Genomic DNA, 16,294 nt, shown 5'->3' on the forward strand with positions numbered 1-16,294 from the left:
GCCTTAGCCCTGCTTGCGGTAATGGACGAAATAGATCCGTTTTCCCTCGGCCATGAATTTCTTCATATACTTGGACAGGGGGTATTGCTCCCGCGTGTGGCGATAGAAATCGGGGGCAAGGACGTTTTCAAAACCGGCGATGCCCGGCATCATCCGGGCCACATCCTCGCCGTAGTCGTCGAAATCAGTGGCAAAGTGGAAATCCCCCCCCGGCAGCATGAAATCCGCCAGGAACGCGACAAACTCGCCATTCACCAGCCTGCGTTTGCGGTGGCGCATCTTGGGCCAGGGGTCGGGGCAGTTGATGACCACCGCCTGCAACGATTCGGGAGGAATGCAGCGCACCATGAAACCGCGAGCCTCGTCCCGAACCACCCGCACATTGTTCAACTCCAGGTCGTCGATGCGTTTGCAGGTCTTGAGGCACCCCTTGTTGTAATAATCGATGGCGACAAAATTCCAGTCCGGGTGCAGCTGCGCCACCTGGGTCACGAAGTCGCCCATGCCGCAGCCGATCTCCAGGGCCAGCGGGTTGTCGTTTCCAAAGATCTGCCGCCAGTCGGGCATGGCGGCCAGCAATTCCGGTGTGAGAAACCGGGGGGAGGTTATGGGAATAAGATTCACGGCGTACCCTTTGCGTTCAAAATAACCGCAGCAAAATAGCACAACTCTCCGTGACAATCACCGCTTTTTGCACTGCCGGGCCAAAATCGCCCCTGCCCCACAGCCGTACAACGGAGCAAGCCCCCCGATTTGTTATTAACATTTGAGCCCCACTATGCTATAGACGTTCCACGTACAGGGATGGGAGAGGGTATGGAGATTCTCGGCGGCTTCGCGGTAATGATGAGCATTCTCTGTTTTTTTATGGTTGTGGTGCTCTTGGTCACGCCGTTTGTGGTATTCGCCATCAAGGGAAAACAGGACAGGACACTGGATGTGCTGGCCGGGATCGAAAAACGTCTCACCGACATTGAAGCACGGCTCTCGTCACTGCAGCCCCCACAGCACTGAACAACACCTCCAGCGCCATCCCCTCTCTCCGCCCGGCAGCAGCGACAGGCTATCGACCTGACTCCCGCTGCCTTCAGTTATCACATGCATTCCCATGACCACCTTATCTCAAACCGGAGGATAGAACACCTATGTCACTATTACAGGGCAAAAAAGCGCTCATCTTCGGCATTGCCAACGACAAGAGCATCGCCTGGGCCATTGCGCAGGCGATGCACCGACAGGGAGCCGAACTGGCCGTCACCTATGCGGGAGAAGCACTGGAAAAGCGGGTCCGCCCCCTGGCGGAGTCACTGAACGCCACAGCAATCCTCCCCTGCAACGTCACCTGCGACGAGGACATAGCATCCGTAATAAAGCACCTCTCAACCATCTGGGACGGCATCGACATCATCGTCCATGCCATAGCCTTCGCCAACAAGGAAGAATTGAAGGGGACCATCCTCAACACCACCAGGGAAGGGTTCGCTACCGCCATGGACATCAGCGCCTACTCCTTCATCGCCATACTGAAGGAGGCACACGCCATGATGCAGGGGCGAAACGCAGCAGCACTGACCCTCACCTACCACGGCGCCAGGAAGGTCTTCCCCAATTACAATGTCATGGGCGTGGCCAAGGCGGCCCTGGAGGCATCGGTGCACTACCTGTCCGAGGCGCTCGGCCCCGAGGGTATCCGGGTCAACGCCATCTCAGCCGGCCCGATCCGCACCCTGGCATCGGCAGGCGTCAGCGGTTTCGCGCATATCCTCAACCAGGTTGAGGGTAAGGCGCCCCTGCGCCGCAACACCACCCAGGAAGACGTGGCCGGTTCGGCGGTCTACCTGTGCAGCGATCTGGCCAATGCCGTCACCGGCGAGGTTCACTACGTCGACTGCGGTTACAATGTGATCGGACTGTAGCCTCCCCCAGCACGACACCCGAATAAAGAAGGCCCTGGATGCCGGAATGGTCCAGGGCCTCTACATTGCCACCTCACGGCCTGGAACGCCGCGCGCTTGCCATCGGCCCGCGGACGCAGTATCCTGAAAAGCATCTTCAGATCCTGGCAGCAACGGAGTCATCCCATCAAAGAAGTATTCGGCAATCTCACGGGGCTGAAAACCAGCCAGATCCAGGCCCTTGAACGGCTCTACCGGCGGCGCATTCCCCAAGCCGAGTTTTGCACCCAAGAACTGGCCGGCAGACTGGTGGAGCTTTCCCTCGACATCCGCCGCCAGATCGGCATCTTGGTCAACCGTTCCGGCATGGTGGAATACGTCATCGTCGGCGACGAACGGGGACTGGTCATTCCGGAACTGCGCGACTATCCCTTGGGAAAGCGCCCCTTGCGCGGACTGCGCCTGATCCACACCCATTTAAAGAACGAGCAGGTCAGTGAAGACGACCTGACCGACCTCTCCCTGCTTCGCCTGGACCTGCTGGCAGCCCTGCTGTTCTCTCCCGAAAAACGCAGAATTTCCGTTCAGATGGCCTGGATCTCCCCGACCAGCTCCGGTCCGTCGACCATTACCGGTGCGATCACTACTTTCGAGCGGGTCGACCTGGAGTGTGCCCGCTTCCTGGAGGAACTGGAGGCTGACCTGTCGCGCTCCACGCGTGCCAAGAGCAGCGGCGTCGAGGCGCTGGAGCGTGCGATCCTGGTCTCCGTCACCGTGGAGGGGACACGCCAGGAGGCTGAGGATTCCATCATGGAACTGCGCGAACTGGCCCGCACCGCGCAGATCGAGGTCCTGGACGAGTTCATCCAGCGGCCGCGCAGCATCAACCCCCGCTTCGTCATGGGAGAGGGCAAGATGCGCGACGTGGTCATCCGGGCCCTGCAGCACGGCGCCACCATGCTGATTTTCGACCAGGAGCTGACCCCGGCCCAGATCCGGTCCATCTCTGCCATGACCGAGCTGAAAGCCATCGACCGCAGCCAGCTGATCCTGGACATCTTCGCCCGCCGCGCCCAGACCCTTGACGGCAAGGTTCAGGTGGAGCTGGCACAACTGAAATACCTGCTGCCGCGCCTGACCGGACGGGGCGTGCAGATGTCGCGGCTGATGGGGGGCATCGGGGGGCGCGGACCGGGCGAGACCAAGCTGGAGACCGACCGTCGCCGCATCCGCGACCGCATCGCCAGCCTGGAACGCGAACTGAAGGAACTCTCCCGCGGCCGCGACCAGCGCAGGCGCAAGCGGGTCAAGGCCAGCGTGCCGATCGTTTCCATCGTCGGCTATACCAACGCCGGCAAGTCCACCCTGCTCAACACCCTCACCAAGAGCAGGGTGTTTACCGAGGACCTGCTCTTCGCCACCCTGGACACATCCACCCGCAGGCTGCGTTTCCCCCTCGAACGCGAGGTAATCATCACCGACACGGTCGGATTCATCCGTTCCCTCCCCGCATCGCTCTTGGGTGCCTTCAAGGCTACCCTGGAGGAACTGCGGGACGCCGATCTGCTGCTGCATGTGGTGGACGCTTCAAATCCCCGTTTCGAGACCCACATCCAACAGGTTAACCGCATCCTGGACGAACTGGAACTGGGCGACAAACCACGGCTTTTAATCTTCAACAAGTCCGACCTGCTCGCCAAACTGAAAAAGAGCGACACCATCGCCTTCCTGAGGGTGCGCCAGTTTGCCCGCACCTGCGGCGGCATCATGATTGCAGCCACCGACCGCACGAGCATGTCACCACTCCTGGAGGAGTTGCAACGACGCTTCTGGCCGGACGAGTCGTCCCTGATTGATTGACATAAACCGCGATTTGCCTGTATAGTCTCGCACATCTCACAGATCCCGGAATGCCATGCAGGACCTCAAATATCTGACTGAAAAAAAACGTTTCCCCCTGATCGCCACCTCCAGAGCCAACAAGGGCAACCGAAAATTGGCGGCCTCTCGTCATCACCTCTCGCGCCAACTGAGTCTGTCCAGCGAGGAGAAGCGCCGTCGTTTCAAGCAGCTGCTGCTGGTTCTGGCCGCCCTGGCGGTGATAACACCGCTCTGCCTGTACACCTTGCGCGCGGTACCCGCTGCTGCCAGGGGAATGGTAGCATGGCTCCAGAAGCAGCGCAGCCAGACCCCCCGGGAGGCCTTGGCCGCAAAACAGCCCGAGGCCAGCCCCTTCCAGATGGCCACCTCGCTCTTGGACTCCGCCGTCATGGACGGCGACCGCTTCACGGCCCGAACCGGCAAGGGCGACACGCTTCACTACACTATCCAGGGTGATCTGCAGAAACGGGTCCATGACTTCATGGCGGACAGGGAGGTCCCCTACGGCGTCTTTGTGGCCATCGAACCTGCGACCGGCAGGATTCTGGCCATGACCGCCCACTCATCCATCAACCCGGAGTGGGAACGTCACGCATTTTTCGACGTCTACCCCATGGCTTCGCTGTTCAAGATCGTCACCGCCTCGGCAGCCCTGGAAAACAGACTCATGACCCCTGATACCGTTGTGGAATTCCGCGGCGGATTCGTTTCCGAGAGTCCCCGTTATTGGCAGGCCAGCCCGCGCGGCAGGAACAACCGCCTGGACGTGAGCTGTGCCATGGGCAAGTCAGTCAACCCGGTCTACGGGAGGGTTGCAGCCGACATCGCCGGTAAGACCAATGTCATGCAATCGGTAAACAGGTTCGGGTTCAACCAGAAACTGCTGCCGGGCATCCCGGTCAAGGAGAGCCAGGCAATGGAGCCGCTGGATGACCATGGCCTGATGCTCATGGGGGCGGGCCTGGACCACGAGGTAAAGATCTCGCCGCTACATGCCGCCGCCATGATGGCGGCCATTGCCAACAACGGCCGCATGATGTCTCCCGGCCTGACCGAGAGCCTGACCGCCCCGTCCGGAAAGGCCAGGCTTACCCATACCCCCCGCGAGATCCGCCGCCTCGTTTCTCCCGAAACGGCCCAATCCCTGACCCGCATGCTCTCCAGCACCGTGACCAGCGGAACATCCCGCAGGGCGTTCCACGACCGCCAGGGGCGTCCTTTCCTGGATGTTGACGTCTGCGCCAAGACCGGCTCCATCGATGGCACCGATCCCCAGGGGCACTATTCCTGGTTCGCTGCCTTCGCGCCGGCCCAGAATCCGCGTATCGCCCTGGTGGCCCTGGTCATCAACCAGGACCGTTGGAAGATCAAATCCTCCCAGGTGGGGCAACAGGCCCTGATGGCGTTTTTCGACAGGGAGAGGAATCCCTAGCGCCCACGCTGGGTTTGCCCCTACGGGCGATCAGGCAGGTACTCGCTGAGACGTAGCCTGCCTGCCACCATCTCGCCATAGGTCAGGCGCTCCATCCACTCCCCCAGGGAGAGGATCGTGAAGGAACCGCAATCCAGTTCCTCGCAGAAGGCCAGATGAAAATGGCCGGTGACCAGCCCGGTGCACCCCATGCGGTGCACCGAACGGGCAAAGTCACGGATGATCCGGCCGTAATCCCAACGCACCGACTTGCTCCCATAGCTGGAGCGGCTGGCATGCTGGAGGCGCTCCCTGATACACAGCGCCAACGCGGGGGGAACGTGCCTGACCGTCGCGGCGGCCAGACGGTTGCGCAGCACAAGGCGCAGCAGGCGGTAACCGTGGTCGGCCCGGTTGATCTGGTCGCCATGGCAGAGAAAGAGCCGCCTCCCCTGAACCGTGCGGATGGCAGGCCTGGTATGAACTTCGGCTGCCAGACGCTCGTAAAAGATGCTGCCCAGGTGGAAATCGTGATTACCCTCGAAGTAAACCAGACGACAGCCGCTCCGTTTCAGCGCCAGCAGCGCATCCAGCAGCGGATCGTACTGCCGGAAGGGGTGGGAGGGAAAACCGATCCAGAAATCGAACAGGTCGCCCATGATGAACAGGGTTTCCGTGATTCCCTCAAGACCGCGCAGAAAGCGGAGCAGCATCCGGTAATTTAAATCGTCGGGGGACCTCAGGTGGGCATCGGCGAGAAAGATCGTACGCATAGTGGGGGGAATTGTGCTGTCACTCCCCGCGGAAGTCAACAAGGAATAGAGGTCTGACACTATGGCATTTGTGCACAACGTTGAAATTGTCTGGGATGAACTGATTGACGCATTCAGCAGCGGCCAGGGCAACCGGGTCTACTTCCTGGACAACCAGACAGGAGAAATCTTCTTTGTTCCCACGACTCTCGAAGACGATGAGTTCTGGCGGCAAATGGAGAGCAACCGGGAGCGTTTCCTGGAGATTCCCCGCTTCGACTACAGTGTTGAACGTCAGATCATGAACGGCTTCATCGGCGCCATCGAGGATGCCGGCCTGAAGAAACTGCTGGGCAGTTCGGTCAACGGCAGAAAGCCGTTCGGCAACCTCAACGACATCCTCTCCTTCTTCCCCGAAGAACTGGCACGCCTGAAAGAGATCAAGGACGAATTTCTCACCAGTCGGGTCAGGCAATGGCTGGAGGTAAACAACCTGTTTACCGCTGAAACCCTCTCCGTAAGTCTTTCCCGCATCTGACACGGGTGAAATGTGAGTCACTCGCTCCATGGCATGCATCGCGGTGACTACGGCAAACTGATCGCCGTCATCCTGCTGCTCTGCCTGATTGCGGCGGCCGGATACGCGCTGCAGCATACCATATCCTGCTTCCTGCTCTCCTGGGTCATCGCCTATCTGCTGGACCCACTGGTGATGCGCATCGAGAAGCGCACCTTACGGCGCACCCGCGCCCTGGTGTTGCTTTACGCCATCCTGGGCATTCTGAGCATCTTCTTCATGGCTATCATGGTGCCCAAACTGACCATGGGGTGGGACAGCTTTGTCGAAGACCTGCCGCTGTACATCCAGAAGATCAAGCAGATCGCCCTGGAGTGGAAGATCAGGCTCCCCGACCGCTATGGTTCGGACGAAATCCAGTGGCTGATCGACAAGGTTTCCAACAACATCGACTCCGCGGCCCAGAAGGCGGGAGTGATGGTCTACTCCTTCGGCAGCCGCATCTTCTTCAACATCTTCAACATCGTCCTCTCGCCCATACTGGTCTTCTTCATGCTGTACTACAAGCAGACCGTCATCGACACCCTGAAATCCTGGCTTCCGGAGGAGCGCAAGGCGGTCATCATCGACATCGGCCTGGAAGTCAACCGCAGCATCGGTGGCTACCTGCGCGGCCAGGTAATCGTCTCCATCATCGTGGCGCTGCTGTCAACAGTCGCGCTGCTGGTCCTGGACATAGCCCACCCGATCTTCTGCGGCATCTTCGCCGGCGCGGCATCGGTGCTCCCCTTCATCGGCGTGCTCATCGCCACCCTGCCGGCCCTGTTCTTCGCCTGGTACCAGTACCAGAGCATCGCCATCCTCAGCCAAACCGGTTTCGCCTTTGCCCTGATCTATTTCCTGGAGGGGTACATCATCAAGCCGCTGATCTTCAAGGAGTCCATGAACCTAAACCCCCTGATGACCATCGTCATGGTCATGGCGCTGGGAGAGCTGCTCGGCTTCTGGGGCATCATGCTGGCGCTGCCAATAGCCGCGGCTATCAAGATTACCTGGGGACATTATCTCAGGGGGGACTTCGCCACCTGAAGCGCAGCCGGCCTGGCTGACCAGGTTTTGCTCCCCTCTGCATACCACGAACGCCCGACAGAACCGGACTGCGGGAACGCCCATGGCAGAAATCCCACGGGTCGCGTCTGCCCAAGGCGTTTCCGGAGCACAGCCATGACCACAACCGTAATGAGCATAACCGGGATGTCCTGCGCCAGTTGCGCCACCCGGATCGAAAAGGCGGTCACCGCTCTGGAGGGGGTCTCCACGGCCACGGTCAACCTGGCCCTCCAGGAGCTGGTCGTCACCCACGACGAGTCATCCGCTTCCGCGGATATGATCTCCGGAACCGTGGAGAAGCTGGGCTACGCCGTGGCCCGCCCGAAACCGGCTGGCGAGCTGACCTTCGGGGTGCGCGGCCTGCACTGCGCATCCTGCGTGAACCGGCTGGAGGCGAAACTCAAACAGGAGCCGGCCATCGACAGCGCCATGGTCAACCTGGCAACGGAAACGGCCTTCGTCCGCTTCGACCCCCGGCGCCTGGACATGGCCGCCATATTCGCCTTGGTGAGCGACGCCGGTTATACGCCGGTGGAGGTGCGGCAGGAGGATACTGCCGCCAGGGACGACCTGCGCTCCCAGCGCAACTGGATGATCTTCTCCCTGCTGCTGTCGCTGCCGATCATGTTCACCATGGGCATGCACCACAACCGCGCCGTCATGCAGCTCAACTGCCTCCTGGCAACGGCTCTGCAGTTCTCGGCCGGCCTGGTCTTCTACCGCGGCGCCTGGGCGGCCCTGCGCAACGGAAGCGCCACTATGGACCTGCTGGTGGCGCTGGGAACCTCTGCCGCCTATGTCTACTCCCTGCTCTCCTACTCCGGCCTGCTCGGCCCCGGTCACGCGGTCTTCTTCGAGACATCGGCCATGCTGATCGCCTTCATCCGGCTGGGCAAATTCCTGGAAGCTCGCGCCCGGGGCAAGGCGGGCGAGGCGCTGAAGAGACTGCTCCACCTGCAGAGCGACAGAGCCCGCCTGCTGACCGACGAGGGGGAGAAGGAAGTGCCGGCATCCCTGGTTAGGATCGGAGATATGCTGCTGGTGCGCCCCGGAGAGATCATCCCGGTGGATGGCGAAGTGGTGGAGGGGAGCAGCGCGGTGAACGAATCCATGGTCACCGGAGAGTCTCTGCCGGTGCTGAAGGAGGCCGGCGACAGCGTCACCGGCGCCACCATCAACACCAACGGCGTGCTGCGTGTACGCGCCACCCGTATCGGCGAAGAGACCCTGCTCTCCCAGATCGTACGCATGGTGCGCGAGGCCCAGGGAGACAAGGCGCCCATCCAGCGCTTCGCCGACACCGTTTCCAGCTGGTTCGTGCCCGCCGTCATCATCCTGGCCCTGATCACCTTCTCGACCTGGTTCCTCGTCCTGCAGGCCCCCTTCCTGACCGCCTTCACGTTTGCCATCGCCGTGATCGTCATCGCCTGTCCCTGCGCCATGGGTCTGGCAACTCCAACCGCGATCATGGTCGGCAGCGGCGTTGCCCTGGGGCGCGGCATCCTGGTCAAGCGCGGCTCGGCCTTGGAGATCATCTCCCGTCTGGAGGTACTGCTCCTGGACAAGACCGGCACCCTGACCACCGGAATCCCCACCATGACCGATCTGATCCCGATCCGCGGCGTCGACCAGGACCGACTGCTGGAGTGCCTGGCAACGGCCGAGGCCTGCTCGACCCACCCGCTGAGCCAGGCCGTGCTCAGAGCAGCGGCAAAGGCCGGCATCCAGCCGGGCCAGGGGGGCGACATCCAGGAGCAGGCCGGCTACGGCATCACCTGCAGCTATGCCGGTTTTCACCTTGCGGCGGGGAACGAACGCTTGATGGAGCAGGAGGGGGTCAACCTGACCCCCCTGGCCGAAAGAAGCGCCGAACTGGCCCAGGCCGGCAAGTCGTTGATCTTCGTGGCTGCCCAGGGGACCCTGGTGGGACTGGCCGCCTTTGCCGACACGTTGAAGCCACACTCCAAACAGGCCGTGCAGGAACTGCGCAGCATGGGGATCAGGACCTGCATGATCACCGGCGATCACCGTGACGTGGCGACCATCGTGGCCGAACAGGTGGGCGTGGATCAGTTCGAAGCCCAGGTCCTGCCGGAGCGCAAGCAGGATCTGGTCAAACAGTACCAGCAGGGAGGCGTAATCACCGCCATGGTGGGGGACGGCATCAACGATGCCCCGGCCCTGGCACAGGCCGACATCGGTATCGCCATCGGCGGCGGCACGGACGTGGCAAAAGAGACCGGCGACATCGTGCTGATGCGCGACGACCTGCTGGACGTCGTGCGCGCCATCAGGATCGGTCGGGCTACCCTGGCCAAGGTCAGGCAGAACTTGTTCTGGGCTCTTGCTTACAACGTCCTGGGCATCCCTGTGGCGGCTGGCCTACTCTCCCCCCTGGGCATCACCCTCAAGCCGGAATACGCCGGGCTGGCCATGGCCCTCTCCTCGGTTTCGGTGGTGGTCAACTCGATCATGATCAGGCGGGTTGAGCGGGAACTGTGACGGGTCCTGGCTGAAGGGGCAGCTCACACAAGCTGGCAAGAAACTGGCTGGAACTACGGGTGGGGGAAAGAGGTCGTGGAAACGCGGCATCCCGCGCCTCCACGACCGGTGCGGTATCTACAGAAGCGCCTTGGCCGCCTCAAGTACGGCGGCGTAGTCGGGCTCATGGGTGATTTCCGGAACGAGCTGGATATAGCGGATGGTATCGCTGGCATCCAGGACAAAGATGGCGCGGGCCAGCAGCATCAGTTCCTTGATCATCACGCCGTAGGCGCTGCCGAAGGCGCGATCACGGTAGTCGGAGAGGGTGATCACCCGGTCGATGCCGGCCGCGCCGCACCAGCGCCCCTGGGCAAAGGGGAGATCCTGGCTGATGGTCAGCACCACCACATCCCCCTTCAGGTTGGCCGCTTCCTGGTTGAAGCGTCGCGTCTCGGTATCGCACACCGGAGTATCCAGGGATGGCACCGTGCAGATGATCTTCACCTTGCCGGCATAGTTGGCCAGTGTCACGGGAGCAAGCCCGTTGTCCAGAACGAAAAAATCAGGCGCCTTGGCGCCGACCTTCAATTCCGAGCCAAGCAATGTCAAAGGATTGCCCATAAAGGTTACGGTTCGTTCACTCATCGAAATCCTCCTTTTGCGTTCAGAATAATGCTTCGCGGAGCAGCTTAGCCGATCTCGGAAAAAATGCAACCCTGCTGCCGTTCCAAGGGGCGATTTTCCGGGGGGATAAGAACACCGCTTCCGTTGTCGCGGTGCATCTCCAGGAAATGCATGACCAGCCGGTAGGTAAGTCCCCACAGCACCGGAGAGCCGGGCCAGGGGAGCCTGATGGCAGGCACCTCGAATTCCTCGCCGCCGAAGCGCACCGGGGCGATCAGGCGCCGCTCAGGATCGTCCAGTTCATCCAGGTCGGCCCAGTACGTGTCCTGCACCTCGCCGTTCAACTCCAACTGCGGGCGAGAGCCGTTCACCCAGTAGACGTAACAGGAAACCTGCACCGGCAGGTGCGAGCCGCGCACCACCGGCATCTGCCCCAGGTAGCGCGCGCCGGACAGGTCAAGACCGATCTCCTCGGCAGTTTCACGCTCCGCGGCCTGGCGCGGCCCCTCGCCCGCCTGCACCTTGCCGCCGGGAAAGGCGATGTTGCCGGACCAGGGATCGTTCTCATACAGCGCGCGCTGGATAAAGAGCAACTCCAGACCGCTCTTCCCCTGGCGCAGAATCATCGCCACGGCGGCGCGGGTCTTGGCCTCGAAAACGGCCGGGCTTTCCAGCTGCCGATGGCGTTCAAGCTGGGCGGTAATGGCATCGAGAGAAAAAGTCATTCGTGCAACACCTCGATTCGGAACCAGTCGTTATCTTCAACAGCCACCCGTTGCCGGGGAGCACCGTTGCCATTCACAGTTCCAAGCATACTACAAAACAGGGATTCGCCAACTGATCGGACTCACGACGGCCTGCTCCCGAAACATCGGCCTGCCACGGAGACCGGTCACACCACAGTGCCATCACATCACATTACATTTTACAAACAGGCCGGCAGACAAGCCACCCTTCCACATGAAAAACGTTTTTCCGCATCACCCCTGATCTTGTTTTTCAGGATGAAAGGCTCCCGGTGAGGAAAGACAGGGTCTATTCAAACTGCCCCTTGAAATCATCCACCACCCGCCGCAGCATGGCCACCTCTTCCCGCAGGGAGGTGACCTGCTCTTCCAGCCGGGCAATCCGATCATCACCACCTGTCATCTCCGTACACGGGCCTTCCGCGTCAAACATCCGCTCCTCCGCGTCCCCCTGGATATCGCCGCCCAGCAGGTGGGCATAGCGCGCCTCCTTGCGCCCGGCCTGGCGGGCAAGCCGGGTAACCAGCGGCTCTCCACGCTCCATCAGCTCGCGCAGCACCGCCTCCACACCGGCCAGGTCTGCGAAGGGATGCATCCGCTCCGCCCTGGTGCGTAACTCCCCCAGGGTCTGGGGGCCGCGCAGCAGCAACTCGCACACAACCGCCAGTTCCGGCGGGAGCAGGCCCAGCTTTTCCGCCAGAAGGTGGCGGTACTTGGCTACCCGGCCGCCATCGGCGGCAAGCACGGCCAACTGCTTGAAGCGCAGCCCGTCCAGGGCGGCAGCCACCACCGTTTCGTCCATCCCCATGACCGGGTTGCGGTTGGACTTCTGATTGCAGGCATTGGCCAGGGCGTTCAGGGAAAGGGGGTAGTATTCCGGAGTCGTCATTTCCTTCTCGATCAGGCAACCGAGCACCCGTGCCTCGGTATTGTTCAGAATCATTTCCATGGGAGTACTCCTTGTGCGGAATCGGCGGACAGGCAGCGACTACTATAGCAACCTGCGTAAAAAAAAGCACCAGCATGTTGGCCGCGCCAGCCAGCCGACCCGCTTGACATCCCCGGCAAGAGCGGGCATTACCTATTCTCTGTACCCGGTAGTAGTATAGTGGGAATGCAACGGTTACTCCGTTACCCCCGAAGGGAGAGTCTCAGATGAAGAGGAAGGTTCTGATTGCGCTGCTGCTCGGCATCACCGTGGCTGCAACGCTGTTTTTCGTGTTCCGGCGCCCCTCCGGAAGGGAGGATGGGCTCAAGGTGTCCGGTACCATCGAAGTCACCTCCGTGGAACTCTCCTTCAAGGTCGGCGGCCGGATGAGCCGGCGCTTGGTGGACGAGGGAGAGATGGTGACAGCCGGACAACTGGTGGCCCAACTGGAGGACGACGAACTGCGTGAGGAGCTGAACACCCGTTCGGCCGAACAGCGAGCGGCCAGGGCCATGCTGGCGGACCTCAAGGCCGGCAGCCGCCGCGAGGAGATCAGGCAGGGGGAAGAGGTACTGGCGCGCACAAGGGCCGAGGCCGAGCGGCTCTCCCGCGACGCCCTGCGCATGGAAAAGCTCTACCGGCGCGATGTCATCCCGCTCAGGGAGCTAGAGGCGGCCCGTGCCGGCCGCGACTCATCCGCGGCCGCGGTGCGTGAGGCAGAGGAGCGCCTGCGGCTGCTGCGCATCGGTCCCCGCCCCGATGCGGTGCGGGAGCGGAGCGCCCGGGTCGAGGCGGCCGAGGCCGGCCTCTCCCTGGCCGAGACGCGGCTCTCCCACAGCATCCTCAACGCCCCGGCGGCCGGACTGATCCTGTCCAAGCACGCCGAAGCGGGCGAGATGCTGGCCCCCGGTTCACCGGTGCTCACCCTGGGGGTGATGGATCAGGTCTGGCTGCGGGCTTACATCCCCGAGGGCGATTTGGGACGGGTGGTGGTGGGACAGAAGGCGCGGGTCAGCGTCGACTCCTGGCCGGGACGCTCCTTCCCGGGGCGGGTCAGCTTCATATCGTCCCAGGCCGAATTCACCCCCAAGAACGTGCAGACCGAGAAGGAGCGGGTCAAGCTGGTCTACCGCATCAAGATCACCCTGGACAACCCGAAGATGGAGCTGAAACCGGGCATGCCGGCCGACGCGCTGATCGAGACCAGCTCCCCGTGACCGTCATCGCCCACAACCTGACCAGGCGCTTCGGCGACCTGACCGCCGTCGACTCCCTCTCCCTCTCCATCTCCGAAGGAGAGCTGTTCGGGCTGGTCGGCTCGGACGGGGCGGGCAAGACCACCATCCTGCGCATGCTGACCGGCGTCATGGACCCCAGCAGCGGCGAGGCGCGCATCCTGGGGCATCCCAGCGTCAATCTGGCGCCGGTGCGGGGGGATATCGGCTACATGAGCCAGCGCTTCGGGCTCTACCCCGATCTGACCGTGGGGGAGAACATCCGCTTCTATGCCGACCTGTTCGGAGTAGCGGACGCCGAGCGCAGGAGGCGCACGGAAGAGCTGCTCTCCTTCAGCGCCATGGCCCCCTTTGTGGGGCGGCAGGCAGGCAGGCTCTCCGGCGGCATGAAGCAGAAACTGGGGCTCTGCTGCGCCCTGATCCACCAGCCCAGGGTGCTCTTCCTAGATGAGCCGACCAACGGGGTCGACCCCCTCTCCCGACGCGATTTCTGGCGCATCCTGCGTGACCTGCGCGCAGCGGGGGTCACCATCCTGGTGGCCACCGCCTATCTGGACGAGGCCGAGCGCTGCGACCGGGTCGGACTGCTGCACCAGGGGAGGCTCTTGGCCTGCGACACCCCGGAAAAGCTGACCAACGGCTGGTCGTCCTCCCTGGAAGAGCTGGTCATCTCCAGCATCGACGACCATGCTCCCCCGGCATCGAAACCAGGCCATAGAGGCTCAGTGCGCCGGCAGCCGCCCCCCTCCCCTGCTGCAGAGGGGCACAACCGGCTCCCCTCCGTCACCCTCAACGGCCTGACGAAACGGTTCGGCGAATTCGTCGCCGTGGACGACATCAGCCTGAGCGTTCCCGCCGGGCAGATCTTCGGCTTCCTGGGCCCCAACGGAGCGGGCAAATCCACCACCATCCGCATGCTGTGCGGCATCCTCTCCCCCAGCTCGGGCCGGGGACGTGTGGCCGGTTTCGACATCGCCACCGAGCCGGAGCGGATCAAGGAAAACATCGGCTACATGAGCCAACGCTTCTCGCTGTACGAGGAACTGACCGTCGAAGAGAACATCGCCTTCTACGCCGGCGTCTACCGCCTAGCGGCGGACAAGCGCAGGGAACGCAGCGAATGGGTGATCGAGATGGCCGGCCTCTCCGAACGGCGCGGCTCACGGGCGGGCGAGCTCTCCGGCGGCTGGCGGCAGCGGCTGGCCCTGGGGTGCGCCATACTGCACGAGCCGCCCATCGTCTTTCTGGACGAGCCCACTTCGGGGGTCGATCCCTTAAGCCGCCGAAAGTTCTGGGAACTGATCTACTCCCTGGCAAGGGGAGGGGTCACGGTCTTCGTCACCACCCACTACATGGACGAGGCCGAATACTGCGACCGCCTGGCCCTGATCTACCGCGGCAGGCTGGTGGCCATCGGCACGCCTGATGAGATGAAGCGGGAGAGGGCAACGGCCGGAGGCAAAGTGCCGAGCCTGGAAGATGTGTTCATCGGGCTGATCGAGGAGCAGGACAGCTGAGGTGAGCAGAAGCTCCCCTCTCTGCGCACGCACGAAACGGAACCACGAGCCATGAACCTGCGCCGCCTGAAAGCCATTGCCAAAAAGGAATTCATCCACGTCCTGCGCGACCCGCGCAGCCTGATGATGGGCATCGGCATGCCGATGATTCTGCTGTTCCTGTTCGGCTATGCCCTGACCATGGACGTGGAGCGCGTGCCGCTGGCGGTGTGGGACCAGGCCAACAGCGTGGAGAGCCGCGAGCTGGTCAGCCGCTTCAGCGGTTCGCGCTACTTCGACCTGCGCATCACCACCGACAACTACCGGATGATCGAGGAAGCCATCGACCGGCGGCAGGCCCTGATCGCCCTGGTGATCCCCCCCGATTTCAGCCGCCGCCTCTCCCGGGGAGAGACTGCGGTGGTGCAGGCCATCGTGGACGGCAGCGACCCCAACACCGCAACAATAGCCCTGGGATACGCCGACGCGACGGCGCTGGTCTATTCGCGCCAGATCGCCATGGAGCAGCTGCTGCGAGCCGGCACGAGCCTGGATCGGATACCGGCCCTGGACCTGACTCCCCGGGTCTGGTTCAACAGCGACATGACCTCGCGCAACTTCATCTTCCCCGGCCTGATTGCGGTGGTGATGATGATCATGGGCGCCATCCTGACCTCCCTCTGCATGGCCCGCGAGTGGGAGAGCGGCACCATGGAGCAGCTGATCGCCACGCCGGTCACCCCCCTTGAGCTGATCATGGGCAAGCTGGCCCCCTACTTCTGCATCGGCATTCTGGACCTGATCCTCTGCGTCGGAGTGGGACAGTTCGTCTTCCAGGTTCCGCTACGAGGCAGCCTCTGGCTGCTGACCCCCCTGGCCATGCTGTTCCTCTTCGGCGCCCTCTCCTTCGGCATACTGCTCAGCATCATCACCAAAAGCCAGCTTCTGGCAAGCCAGCTGGCCCTCGTCACCACGGTGCTGCCGGCCTTCCTGCTCTCGGGCTTCATCTTCCCCATCGAAAACATGCCGTTCCCCATCCGGGTCGTGACCCACATCGTCACTGCCCGCTACTTCGTCTTCATCCTGCGGGGAATCTACCTCAAGGATGTGGGCCTGACGCTGCTCTGGCCGGAGGTGCTCTTCCTGGCCAGCTTCGGCCTGATCGTTACGCTGCTGGCGGTGGGGAAGTTCAGGAAAAGCATCGACTAGCCAGAG

General features: G+C 62.4%; 15 protein-coding genes. 10 read left to right on the plus strand and 5 right to left on the minus strand.

Annotation, left to right across the window (positions count from 1 at the left end; translation table 11 throughout):
• Positions 1–3: 3 nt before the first annotated feature.
• Positions 4–567, minus strand: a complete 564-nt coding sequence (gene trmB / locus PPRO_RS14340) for a tRNA (guanosine(46)-N7)-methyltransferase TrmB (RefSeq protein ID WP_049759839.1) — start codon at positions 565–567, stop codon at positions 4–6.
• Between the two features lie 249 nt (positions 568–816).
• On the opposite strand from trmB, the gene PPRO_RS14345 reads away from it, so the two are divergent.
• From PPRO_RS14345 to PPRO_RS14360, 4 genes are all read left to right on the plus strand, one after another.
• Complete coding sequence (locus PPRO_RS14345) at positions 817–1,014, plus strand: hypothetical protein (RefSeq protein WP_011736726.1); 198 nt, start codon at positions 817–819, stop codon at positions 1,012–1,014.
• 131 nt (positions 1,015–1,145) lie between these two features.
• A complete protein-coding gene (locus tag PPRO_RS14350; protein WP_011736727.1) occupies positions 1,146–1,916 on the plus strand; it encodes an enoyl-ACP reductase FabI in 771 nt (256 codons plus the stop codon).
• A 195-nt stretch (positions 1,917–2,111) separates the two neighbouring features.
• The gene (gene hflX, locus PPRO_RS14355; RefSeq protein WP_041532867.1) at positions 2,112–3,755 is read left to right on the plus strand and encodes a GTPase HflX; all 1,644 of its coding nucleotides are present in this window, start codon (positions 2,112–2,114) and stop codon (positions 3,753–3,755) included.
• Between the two features lie 55 nt (positions 3,756–3,810).
• Positions 3,811–5,208, plus strand: coding sequence for a penicillin-binding transpeptidase domain-containing protein (locus PPRO_RS14360; RefSeq protein WP_011736729.1), 1,398 nt, complete (start codon positions 3,811–3,813; stop codon positions 5,206–5,208).
• A gap of 20 nt (positions 5,209–5,228) precedes the next feature.
• Here the strand turns inward: PPRO_RS14360 and PPRO_RS14365 are convergent, their stop codons facing one another.
• Positions 5,229–5,960, minus strand: a complete 732-nt coding sequence (locus PPRO_RS14365; RefSeq protein WP_011736730.1) for a UDP-2,3-diacylglucosamine diphosphatase — start codon at positions 5,958–5,960, stop codon at positions 5,229–5,231.
• Positions 5,961–6,021: 61 nt separating this feature from the next.
• Between PPRO_RS14365 and PPRO_RS14370 the strand changes: the two genes are divergently transcribed.
• The 3 genes from PPRO_RS14370 (at position 6,022) to PPRO_RS14380 (ending at position 10,068) form a co-directional block, all read left to right on the plus strand.
• On the plus strand, positions 6,022–6,477 hold the full coding sequence (locus PPRO_RS14370; protein ID WP_011736731.1) for a UPF0158 family protein: 456 nt from the start codon (positions 6,022–6,024) through the stop codon (positions 6,475–6,477).
• Between the two features lie 12 nt (positions 6,478–6,489).
• Positions 6,490–7,545: an AI-2E family transporter gene (locus PPRO_RS14375; RefSeq protein WP_232286651.1), complete on the plus strand. Its 1,056-nt coding sequence runs from the start codon at positions 6,490–6,492 to the stop codon at positions 7,543–7,545.
• A 135-nt stretch (positions 7,546–7,680) separates the two neighbouring features.
• Positions 7,681–10,068, plus strand: a complete 2,388-nt coding sequence (locus PPRO_RS14380; RefSeq protein WP_011736733.1) for a heavy metal translocating P-type ATPase — start codon at positions 7,681–7,683, stop codon at positions 10,066–10,068.
• A gap of 117 nt (positions 10,069–10,185) precedes the next feature.
• Here PPRO_RS14380 and tpx read toward each other — a convergent pair whose 3' ends face one another.
• From tpx to PPRO_RS14395, 3 genes are all read right to left on the minus strand, one after another.
• Positions 10,186–10,695 carry a thiol peroxidase gene (gene tpx / locus PPRO_RS14385; protein ID WP_011736734.1) on the minus strand — a complete coding sequence of 170 codons (510 nt, stop codon included), beginning with the start codon at positions 10,693–10,695 and terminating at the stop codon, positions 10,186–10,188.
• Between the two features lie 44 nt (positions 10,696–10,739).
• A complete protein-coding gene (locus PPRO_RS14390; protein WP_011736735.1) occupies positions 10,740–11,399 on the minus strand; it encodes an NUDIX hydrolase in 660 nt (219 codons plus the stop codon).
• Between the two features lie 310 nt (positions 11,400–11,709).
• On the minus strand, positions 11,710–12,369 hold the full coding sequence (locus tag PPRO_RS14395) for a YceH family protein (protein ID WP_011736736.1): 660 nt from the start codon (positions 12,367–12,369) through the stop codon (positions 11,710–11,712).
• Positions 12,370–12,575: 206 nt separating this feature from the next.
• Here PPRO_RS14395 and PPRO_RS14400 point away from each other — a divergent pair, with 206 nt between their 5' ends.
• From PPRO_RS14400 to PPRO_RS14410, 3 genes are read left to right on the plus strand one after another with little or no spacing between them, the layout of a single operon-like run.
• A complete protein-coding gene (locus tag PPRO_RS14400) occupies positions 12,576–13,565 on the plus strand; it encodes an efflux RND transporter periplasmic adaptor subunit (RefSeq protein WP_011736737.1) in 990 nt (329 codons plus the stop codon).
• On the plus strand, positions 13,562–15,100 hold the full coding sequence (locus PPRO_RS14405; RefSeq protein ID WP_011736738.1) for an ATP-binding cassette domain-containing protein: 1,539 nt from the start codon (positions 13,562–13,564) through the stop codon (positions 15,098–15,100). Before PPRO_RS14400 ends, PPRO_RS14405 begins: the two co-directional genes overlap by 4 nt.
• Positions 15,101–15,151: 51 nt before the next feature.
• On the plus strand, positions 15,152–16,288 hold the full coding sequence (locus PPRO_RS14410) for an ABC transporter permease (protein WP_011736739.1): 1,137 nt from the start codon (positions 15,152–15,154) through the stop codon (positions 16,286–16,288).
• The last annotated feature ends 6 nt before the right edge of the window (positions 16,289–16,294 follow it).

It is taken from the genome of Pelobacter propionicus DSM 2379, from assembly GCF_000015045.1.
GTDB classification, from domain to species: domain Bacteria; phylum Desulfobacterota; class Desulfuromonadia; order Geobacterales; family Pseudopelobacteraceae; genus Pseudopelobacter; species Pseudopelobacter propionicus.

Excerpts from the sequence above, each read along its gene's own strand:
- PPRO_RS14380 (WP_011736733.1), top strand. The coding sequence starts at position 7,681 with ATGACCACAACCGTAATGAGCATAACCGGGATGTCCTGCGCCAGTTGC.
- PPRO_RS14350 (WP_011736727.1), top strand. The coding sequence starts at position 1,146 with ATGTCACTATTACAGGGCAAAAAAGCGCTCATCTTCGGCATTGCCAAC.
- PPRO_RS14370 (WP_011736731.1), top strand. The coding sequence starts at position 6,022 with ATGGCATTTGTGCACAACGTTGAAATTGTCTGGGATGAACTGATTGAC.
- PPRO_RS14345 (WP_011736726.1), top strand. The coding sequence starts at position 817 with ATGGAGATTCTCGGCGGCTTCGCGGTAATGATGAGCATTCTCTGTTTT.
- PPRO_RS14390 (WP_011736735.1), bottom strand. The coding sequence starts at position 11,399 with ATGACTTTTTCTCTCGATGCCATTACCGCCCAGCTTGAACGCCATCGG.
- PPRO_RS14360 (WP_011736729.1), top strand. The coding sequence starts at position 3,811 with ATGCAGGACCTCAAATATCTGACTGAAAAAAAACGTTTCCCCCTGATC.
- trmB (WP_049759839.1), bottom strand. The coding sequence starts at position 567 with ATGCCCGACTGGCGGCAGATCTTTGGAAACGACAACCCGCTGGCCCTG.
- PPRO_RS14400 (WP_011736737.1), top strand. The coding sequence starts at position 12,576 with ATGAAGAGGAAGGTTCTGATTGCGCTGCTGCTCGGCATCACCGTGGCT.
- tpx (WP_011736734.1), bottom strand. The coding sequence starts at position 10,695 with ATGAGTGAACGAACCGTAACCTTTATGGGCAATCCTTTGACATTGCTT.
- PPRO_RS14365 (WP_011736730.1), bottom strand. The coding sequence starts at position 5,960 with ATGCGTACGATCTTTCTCGCCGATGCCCACCTGAGGTCCCCCGACGAT.
- PPRO_RS14410 (WP_011736739.1), top strand. The coding sequence starts at position 15,152 with ATGAACCTGCGCCGCCTGAAAGCCATTGCCAAAAAGGAATTCATCCAC.
- PPRO_RS14395 (WP_011736736.1), bottom strand. The coding sequence starts at position 12,369 with ATGGAAATGATTCTGAACAATACCGAGGCACGGGTGCTCGGTTGCCTG.